This is a genomic window from Actinomadura sp. 7K507, assembly GCF_004348425.1.
Classification (GTDB): domain Bacteria; phylum Actinomycetota; class Actinomycetes; order Streptosporangiales; family Streptosporangiaceae; genus Spirillospora.
In genome coordinates, this window is the sequence record NZ_SMKK01000341.1 from 1 (window position 1) to 7,442 (window position 7,442).

The 7,442-nt window shown below is 69.8% G+C and carries 7 protein-coding genes and 1 pseudogene; 3 read left to right on the forward strand and 5 right to left on the reverse strand.

The genetic code is table 11. From position 1 onward, the window contains the following. Positions 1–72: 72 nt before the first annotated feature. A complete protein-coding gene (locus tag E1285_RS41635) occupies positions 73–864 on the reverse strand; it encodes a transposase (protein WP_207947206.1) in 792 nt (263 codons plus the stop codon). A gap of 340 nt (positions 865–1,204) precedes the next feature. On the opposite strand from E1285_RS41635, the pseudogene E1285_RS41640 reads away from it, so the two are divergent. Next, positions 1,205–2,266: pseudogene (locus E1285_RS41640) on the forward strand (IS110 family transposase). Positions 2,267–2,513: 247 nt separating this feature from the next. Here E1285_RS41640 and E1285_RS41645 read toward each other — a convergent pair. Together E1285_RS41645 and E1285_RS41650 are read right to left on the reverse strand one after the other, a co-directional pair. Next, entirely contained in the window at positions 2,514–2,798 is a 285-nt protein-coding gene (locus E1285_RS41645) for a class I SAM-dependent methyltransferase (RefSeq protein WP_132160232.1), read from the reverse strand. A 157-nt stretch (positions 2,799–2,955) separates the two neighbouring features. After that, a complete protein-coding gene (locus tag E1285_RS41650) occupies positions 2,956–3,417 on the reverse strand; it encodes a pyridoxamine 5'-phosphate oxidase family protein (RefSeq protein ID WP_132160234.1) in 462 nt (153 codons plus the stop codon). A gap of 154 nt (positions 3,418–3,571) precedes the next feature. On the opposite strand from E1285_RS41650, the gene E1285_RS41655 reads away from it, so the two are divergent. Continuing rightward, a complete protein-coding gene (locus tag E1285_RS41655) occupies positions 3,572–4,309 on the forward strand; it encodes a class I SAM-dependent methyltransferase (protein WP_132160236.1) in 738 nt (245 codons plus the stop codon). Between the two features lie 284 nt (positions 4,310–4,593). On the opposite strand, the gene E1285_RS41660 is transcribed toward E1285_RS41655, so the two are convergent. Next, positions 4,594–5,427, reverse strand: coding sequence for an NAD(P)H-dependent oxidoreductase (locus E1285_RS41660; protein ID WP_132160238.1), 834 nt, complete (start codon positions 5,425–5,427; stop codon positions 4,594–4,596). Positions 5,428–5,524: 97 nt separating this feature from the next. On the opposite strand from E1285_RS41660, the gene E1285_RS41665 reads away from it, so the two are divergent. Next, complete coding sequence (locus E1285_RS41665) at positions 5,525–6,385, forward strand: helix-turn-helix transcriptional regulator (RefSeq protein ID WP_132160239.1); 861 nt, start codon at positions 5,525–5,527, stop codon at positions 6,383–6,385. A gap of 10 nt (positions 6,386–6,395) precedes the next feature. Here E1285_RS41665 and E1285_RS41670 read toward each other — a convergent pair whose 3' ends face one another. Beyond that, entirely contained in the window at positions 6,396–7,325 is a 930-nt protein-coding gene (locus E1285_RS41670) for a hypothetical protein (RefSeq protein ID WP_132160241.1), read from the reverse strand. Positions 7,326–7,442 lie beyond the last annotated feature (117 nt).

The following is a 7,442-nucleotide window of genomic DNA, read 5'->3' on the forward strand; positions in this document are numbered from 1 at the left end:
TATAATCCATACAGGCGGCATTCCAGTATTGGGATGCATAGCCCCGTCACGTTCGAAGGGCTCAACCTGCCCTCAGACGCCGTCGAGTGACCTCACCTCGGGTGTCCGTGCAACGGGGGGAAGCTCAAAGCGGCTGACGTCACCGACATGGCCGATGACCTTGGCGGCCAGCACGGTACCGAGCCCCGGCAGGCTGGTGAGCGTGGTGCCGGTCGCGGCCAGGGCGTCGCGCATCTCGGCTTGGGTGTCCTTGACCTGCCGGTTCAGGCGTCGCAGGTCGATCAGCAGGTCGCGGGCGATGTCCCGGCGGCAGGCATCGGTCGCGGTCACCGGGCGGATGCCCTTCATCAGGGCGGCGGCCTTGTCGGCCGACAGGCCGGTGGGAGCGCCGCCGGGCAGCAGGTCACGCAGGACGGTGTGTAGCCGGTTCAGCACGCGGCTGCGTTCGTGGACCAGATCGTCGTGCCGCTCGGTCAGCAGCCGCAGGATCGTGGTCTGGTCCTCGGGCTGGACGGGTCGCAGGTCGTGGCGGAACAGTGCGACCTGGGCGATGTGTGCCGCGTCGGCGGCGTCGGTCTTGCGGTCTCCACCAGTGGCCAGCAGCCGGGCCCGGGCCGACAGCGTGGAAGGCACGTCCACCACGGTCTCGCCCGCGGCTGCCAGCTGCTGGGCAAGGGTACGGCCCAGACCGCGGGCGCCTTCGACGGCGAAGCGTCGCTCTGGCCACTGCCGGCACCAGCGCATCAGCTGGCCGAAGGTGCCGGCGTTGACGACGAACCGGCGCTGGGCCACCTGCTGGCCGGCCGCATCGACGGCGACAGCGATGTGGGAGGACTTGTGCGGATCGATACCGATCAGGATCACAGGCAGACCTTGCACTCGACGAGACAGGAACGGAGTGCGGTGGGCACCCTGACTTCAAGCCCAGGCATGTCCATGCCTCTGTCGAGCCACACCGCGCGGGTGCCGGTCGGCGGCGGCACGCTATTAGTGAGCCAGCCCGCCGGTTGCCCAGCTGGGGCGGCATGGAGCACTGCGGGCCCGTGCCGACCGGCACCCTGGGACGCTGGCTGCAGACCGTGCGCCTGGGCTCGATTCAACAAGTCAGGAGCCTGGCCAGAGGCCCCATCACTGTCTTGTCCGTCCGCCCGTCCGCCCGGCTGGTGCGTGCCGCCCTGACCCAGGCTTGAGCGACAAGACGACGATGCCCTCCATTACACAGCGAGACGCGGCGATCAGTGAGGTCGCCGGTGGAGTCGACACCCACACCGCCGCGGTGATCGACCCGGTGGAGCGGGTGCTGGGCACCGAGCAGTTCCCCGCCACGGCGGCCGGATACGCCGCCCTGCTGTCCTGGATGCGTTCCTTCGGGCGCCTGGGGCGGGTCGGGGTCGAGGGCACCGGCGTCTACGGTGCCGGGGCTGGCCCGGCTGCTGCACGATGAAGGCGTCGAGGTGATCGAGGTCGACCGTCCCGACCGCAAGGCCCGCCGGTTCCAGGGCAGGTCCGACCCGATCGACGCGATCGCCGCCGCCAAGTCCGCCCTGGCCGGTGAGCGGACCGGCGTCCCCAAGCGGCGGGACGGCCGTATCGAGGCGTTGCGGAACCTGCGGGTGGCCCGCCGCTCGGCCATCGACGAGCGCGCCGGCGCCCAGCGGCAGATCAAGGCGTTGATCGTCACCGCCCCCGACGAGCTGCGCGAGCGGCTGCGCGGCCAGGGCGTCGGGCAGCTGATCGTCACCTGCGCCGGCCTGCGACCCGACCGCGGCGACGCCTCCCGTCCGGCCACCGCCGCCAAGATCGCGCTGCGTTCCCTGGCACGCCGCCACCAGCAACTGTCGGCCGAGATCGCCGATCTGGACGAGTTGCTGGTGCCCCTGGTGGCGGCCCTCAACCCGCGCCTGGTGGCCGCCAGCAGCGTCGGCACCGACGTCGCCGGGCAACTACTGGCCACCGCCGGCCACAACCATGACCAACTCACCTCCGAGGCCGCGTTCGCCATGCTCTGCGGCGCCGCCCCCATCCCCGCCTGCTCCGGCCGCACCAACCGGCACCGCCTCAACCGGGGAGGCGACCGGCACGCCAACGCCGCCCTCTACCGGGTCGTGCTGTGCCGCCTGCGCTGGGCCCCCGCACCCGCGCCTACACGGAGCGGCGCACCAAAGACGGCCTGTCCAAAAAGGAGATCATCCGCTGCCTCAAACGCTACGTCGCCCGCGAGCTCTACCAGATCATCACCTCAAACGACCTTGAGCTCGCCGCTTGACATCCATAGGAGCATCCTCCTGGCCTCCTGGCCTCGACAGTTCGCACGTGCTGGCGTTCAAAGGCATCTCAGAACGGTCGAGCCTGGCCAACCGAGCACGGATGGGCCCGAAGCACCACGTCATCGCCGACGCCCGCTGCCGAAGCAGAGCAGGCGTGAGACAGAGCAGGCCCGGAGGCGCGGACTGAGGGGCATCAGTAGCCGGTGATCTGCTCCACCGTCGTCGACCATGTCGTCCAGGACCCGCTCACGGTCCATCCTGTGGAAGGAGCGGCCCATCGTGACCGGTCGAAAGCGCTCCAGGTCGCCCGGCGGGTCGGTCGAACCATCGCGGAACCAGGGCCCCATTGGCGACCTTTGCCGCCACCGCCTGCCGCGCGGCCCGGTCGAGCATCTCCTGCTCAGGGTCCATGCCGACCGCTTCCGCGAAGTGCTCAGCCAGAGGGATGACCAGTTGGCCAGTGCCACAGCCCAGGTCCAGCAGACGGCCCGCGCCATCGAGCCGGAAGCGCTGAACCACCTCGTCGAACAAGACTCTCGGTTAGCCCGGACGAAGGCGTGCATAAAACGCTGCTGTCCCCGCGAACAGACCGCCATGTCGGCGAATCCGTCCACCAGGCACGCGCCCGTACACCAACGAGCTCATGACGCGCCTGCTTGAGCGAGGTGCCGGTCCCCCAGGACCACCGCTAGCCCAGCCACACCCCGTCGCGCATGATGACGCTGCCGCGCAGTTCCGGTTCGCCCCGCCACGCGCGCACTGTCCTCGGCTCCACGCGTACATAAACGAAAGGGGCGTCCTCGGTGCGCGGATCCCACGCGAACTTGTCGGCGAATGCGTCCGCGGCGTCCTCGGGCACGTCCTGCTCAGGGAAGCACTCTGCCTCCCCCTGTAGAAGCACCACGTCGAAGGTGTCCGGCAGGGCCAGGCGCACACGCGGCTCCTGGCGGACGTTACGCACTGTCGCGGAAGTCGTGCCGGTGCTCATCCATACCGCTCGCCCGTCCCACGAAAACCACAGGGGAACCTGGTGGGGGCCGTGATCGGGGTGGGCTGTCGACACCCAAATGTCCCGTTCCGCAGCGAGCCGTTCCAGGGTGTCACGCCTGCGCTCTGGCACCCCGCGATGAACGTTTCCCGTTACTTGCATGAGTGTCGATCCTAGCCAGAGCCCTTCGAAGCGCTCATGAGTCGCTGGCCCTATGCCTACCGACTGAACGCCCACCGACTGAACGCCCACCGACCGATAAGCGTCGTCATGAATTTGGTGGAACCGTAGGAATCTCCAGAGGTACGGTCCAGCGGTGGATGATTCGGATGGGCATTTCGGGGAGCGTGTCGCCGCGTCGTACGACGAGGGGTCGGCGGAGATGTTCGCGGCGGAGGCCGTGGAGCCGGTGGTGGAGGTTCTCGCGGAACTCGCCGCGGGCGGTCGCGCCCTTGAGCTGGGGATCGGGACGGGGCGTATCGCGCTGCCGCTGGCGCGGCGCGGTGTCGAAGTTCATGGCATCGACATGTCGCGGGCCATGCTGGCGCGGATGCACGCCAAGCCGGGCGGTGGCTCGGTCGGCGTGACGGTCGGCGACTTCGCCACGGCGCGTGTGGAGGGGACGTTCTCCGTCGCCTACCTGGTGTTCAACACGATCATGAACCTGACGACGCAGGCGGCCCAGGTCGACTGCTTCCGCAACGCCGCGGCCCACCTTGAACCCGGCGGCACCTTCGTCATCGAGGTCGCGGTTCCGCAGCTGCGACGACTTCCTCCCGGGCAGGACGTGGTGCCATTCCTGGTGAGCGAGACGCGATGGGGCTTCGACGTGTACGACGTAGCCACTCAGGCGATGAGCTCGCACCACGTGGAGCTCAAGGACGGCCGTGGCGAGTACCTCTCAGTCCCTTTCCGGTATGTGTGGCCTGCGGAACTCGACCTCATGGCTCAGCTCGCCGGGCTCCGCCTGCGCGACCGGTGGGACGGCTGGACGCGCGAGCCTTTTACGAGTGAGAGCGTCCAGCATGTCTCCGTTTGGGAGAAGCCTTTCTGACGTCCGTGGCGTCGTGGCGCGGAAGGAGGAGCGGAGTCGTCGCGATGACGAAGCCTCGGTCACGATGGCGGTGCGGGGGGTCGGCGATGACGGTCAGGAGGTCCCAGAGGGCGGTCATGACAGCGGTCGTGAGGGGCTGGTCGTGACCGACCACGCGGCGAGCGTGTGGGCGCGCGCCTGTCCGTGGCGGTCTCCTGGAATCGCTAGGTGACGCTAGGTGGCAATGGGTGGCAATGGGTAGCGATGGGTGGCGAACCGTGGGGTGAACACACCCGCGCAGGTGATCAGGCCGCTGACGAAGGAGGGTGTGCGGAATCGCGGTGTTCTTCCGGGCGGACGTGGAGGTCGAGCCCGGTCGTTCCCGGTTCCTCCAGGCCCGGTCGCAAGCGCATGTCCTGGTCGTATTCGTCGGTGAGCGGGCGGAACGGCACCGGCTCGTCCGCGAAGAGCCCGTCGAGGCGCCGCCCGTACTCGCGCTTCGCCGCCTCGAACCGCTCCGCCGGCAGGTCCACGGTGCCGTACACGGCGAACGGGTCCAGCGGCGCCATGCCGGTGAACCACAGAAGGCCGTGCTGCACCGGGTGGAGGACGTCCGCCAGCCGTCCGTGGACGCCGCGGTCGGAGAACGCCGATTCCCGGGCGCCGATCGTGACCGACACCAGAGCGCGCCGCCCGCCCAGGGCACCTTCGGTGTAGGGCGGAGGGACGGCCGGGCCGTGCGCGAAGCCGTTGGTGAACACCCGGTCGAACCAGCCCTTCAGAATCGCCGGCACGGAGAACCACCACAGTGGGAACTGCAGGACGACGGCGTCCGACCAGCGCACCTTCTCCTGCTCGGCGTCGACATCGGGTGTCAGGCGCCCGGCCAGCGTGGCCTCCTCGTGGGCGGCCAGCACGTCGAGCCGCCGGTCGGCGGGGTGGTCGGGAACATCGTCGGCGTCCACCGCCGCCTTCCATTTCATCGCGTAAAGGTCCGACACCCGCACCGCGTGCCCGGCGGCGCGAAGGTGCTCGACGGCGAAGGCGGTCAGTGCGGCGTTGAGCGAGCTGGCTTCGGGGTGGGCGGTCACGACGAGGATGTTCCTCCGCTGCCGTGGCGTCCTGCTCTCAATGGTCATGTCACCACGTTCGCGGGGGCGCCGCCGGGTAGCCAGCGCCCCGTTCGACGGGCGGAAAGGGGATCCTGGTACTGCGAGGGCCACGCATACTTGGATCATGGACGGTGCGCACCCCACCCGATCGACGAACGGCGCCGGGGACCTACGGCTGGACCTCGGCGCGTTCCTGCGGGCTCGCCGGGGACGGGTCACGCCGGAGCATGCCGGGATCTCCGGCGGCCGGCACCGCCGGGTGAGCGGCCTGCGGCGCGAGGAGCTGGCCCAGCTCGCCGGGATCAGCGTTGACTACTACGTCCGCCTCGAACAGGGCCGCGCCACCCAGCCGTCCGCCGAGGTCCTCGACGCCCTTGCCAGGGCGCTCCGCCTGGACGCGGCGGAACGCAGGCACCTGGCCACGCTGGCCGGTGCCGGGCGAGGCACCGCACCGAGAGCCCGGGTCAGCCCGCTGCTTCGGCGAATGCTGGACGACATGACAGGTCTTCCGGCATTCGTGACGAACCACCGCCTCGACGTGGTCGCCTGGAACTACGTGGGCGGCGAACTGATCGGCGGACTGGGCGCTTTGGCCCGCCGTGATCCCAATAACGCCAGGTACCTGTTCCTCGACCCCGCGTCGCGCGCCGTCCACCCTGAGTGGGAGGACAGGGCACGTGAGGCGGTGGGCCAGCTGCGGGTCTCCACGGGACGCTATCCCGACGAGGAGGAACTGGCCGCACTGGTCTCCGGCCTGTCCGCGCGCAGCGCCGATTTCCGTAGGATCTGGGACAGCGGCGAGGTGATGATGTGCGGAGCCGGGCGCAAGCGGCTGCGGCATCCCGAGGCCGGGCTGCTCACGCTCGACTACGAGACCCTGCACGTACCCGCCGCGCCTGACGAGACGGGCCTGGTCGTCCACGTGTTCAGTGCCGAGGAGGGCAGCCGGGAGGCCGGCGCCCTGTCCCGGTTGTCTCCGGCTTGACCGGGCCGGCTCAGCTGCCCAGGGAGCGGAGTTTCTCGGTGAGGGTGGGGCGTAGCTTCTTCAGGCAGAGCACCGGGAGGTAGCCGCCGTCGCTCGTCATGAAGTGGGTGCCTTCGGCGGGGCACTCCTGCTTGCTCTTCACCCGGCCGACGACCTTCGCGACCGCCTTCCCGGTGCCGCAGTCGGCCTTGGGCAGGCTGCCGATGTTGAACGAGGGGTCGCCGATGCAGTCGCCGGTGGCGAGGACGCCGCCGCCCGCGCCGAGGCACAGGACCGGCCGTGCGACCTCCCCGCCGGCGAAGGAGCGCATCTTCATCGTCTCCAGCGTCTTCGCCGGGCAGGACCGCTCGGAGTCGACGCGGGCGATCACCTTGCCGTACCACTCGGAGCCGGAGCAGGGCTCCTCCTTGCCGCCGATGCCGAGGGAGCCGCCGCTGACGCAGTCGCCGACGGACAGCAGCGCGCCGCCGGCGCCCGGGTCACCCGGGTGCGGGCCCTTGATGTTGCGGACGCAGGCCTCGTAGTAGCGCTTGCTCCCCGTCTCGACCGTGACGTTGGTGATGCCGTCGGTGCCGTCGGGGCAGTCGGGCTCGGACCGGGTTCCGAACTGGAAGCCCGTGGCCTCGCCCTCGTCGGTGACCTTGAGCACCGTGGCCTTGGCCTCGGGGGCGTCGCACTCCACCCGCTTGCTGGCCGGGATCTTGTTGCCCGTGTCCATCCCGAAGGTCGTGTCGATGCACTGCTCGGCCTGGAGCGGGCCGGTCAGACGGTCGCCGGCCGCCTGGAACATCGCGAAGCCCGCGACCGCGATGACGAGGACGGCCGCGAGTCCGGCGACCGCCAGCACGACCGGTGACGGCCTCTTGGCACGTGGTGGAGCGGGGGCGCCCAGCGGCGGGATGGGAGGCGGCGGCTGCCCGCCCGGTGCCTGGCCGTACACGTCCGCGGCCTCCTGATCATCTGGGGAGGTAAGAGACCTTACCGACAAAGATCATCGGCGCGGGTGTCAAGTTCGGAGATCAGGTCAGGTTCGGAGGTTGGGGGGCAGGTTCGGAGG

What these genes read in the sequence shown, in the direction of transcription:
- E1285_RS41650 (WP_132160234.1), bottom strand. Translation starts at nt 3,417, where the DNA reads ATGCAAGTAACGGGAAACGTTCATCGCGGGGTGCCAGAGCGCAGGCGT.
- E1285_RS41660 (WP_132160238.1), bottom strand. Translation starts at nt 5,427, where the DNA reads ATGACCATTGAGAGCAGGACGCCACGGCAGCGGAGGAACATCCTCGTC.
- E1285_RS41665 (WP_132160239.1), top strand. Translation starts at nt 5,525, where the DNA reads ATGGACGGTGCGCACCCCACCCGATCGACGAACGGCGCCGGGGACCTA.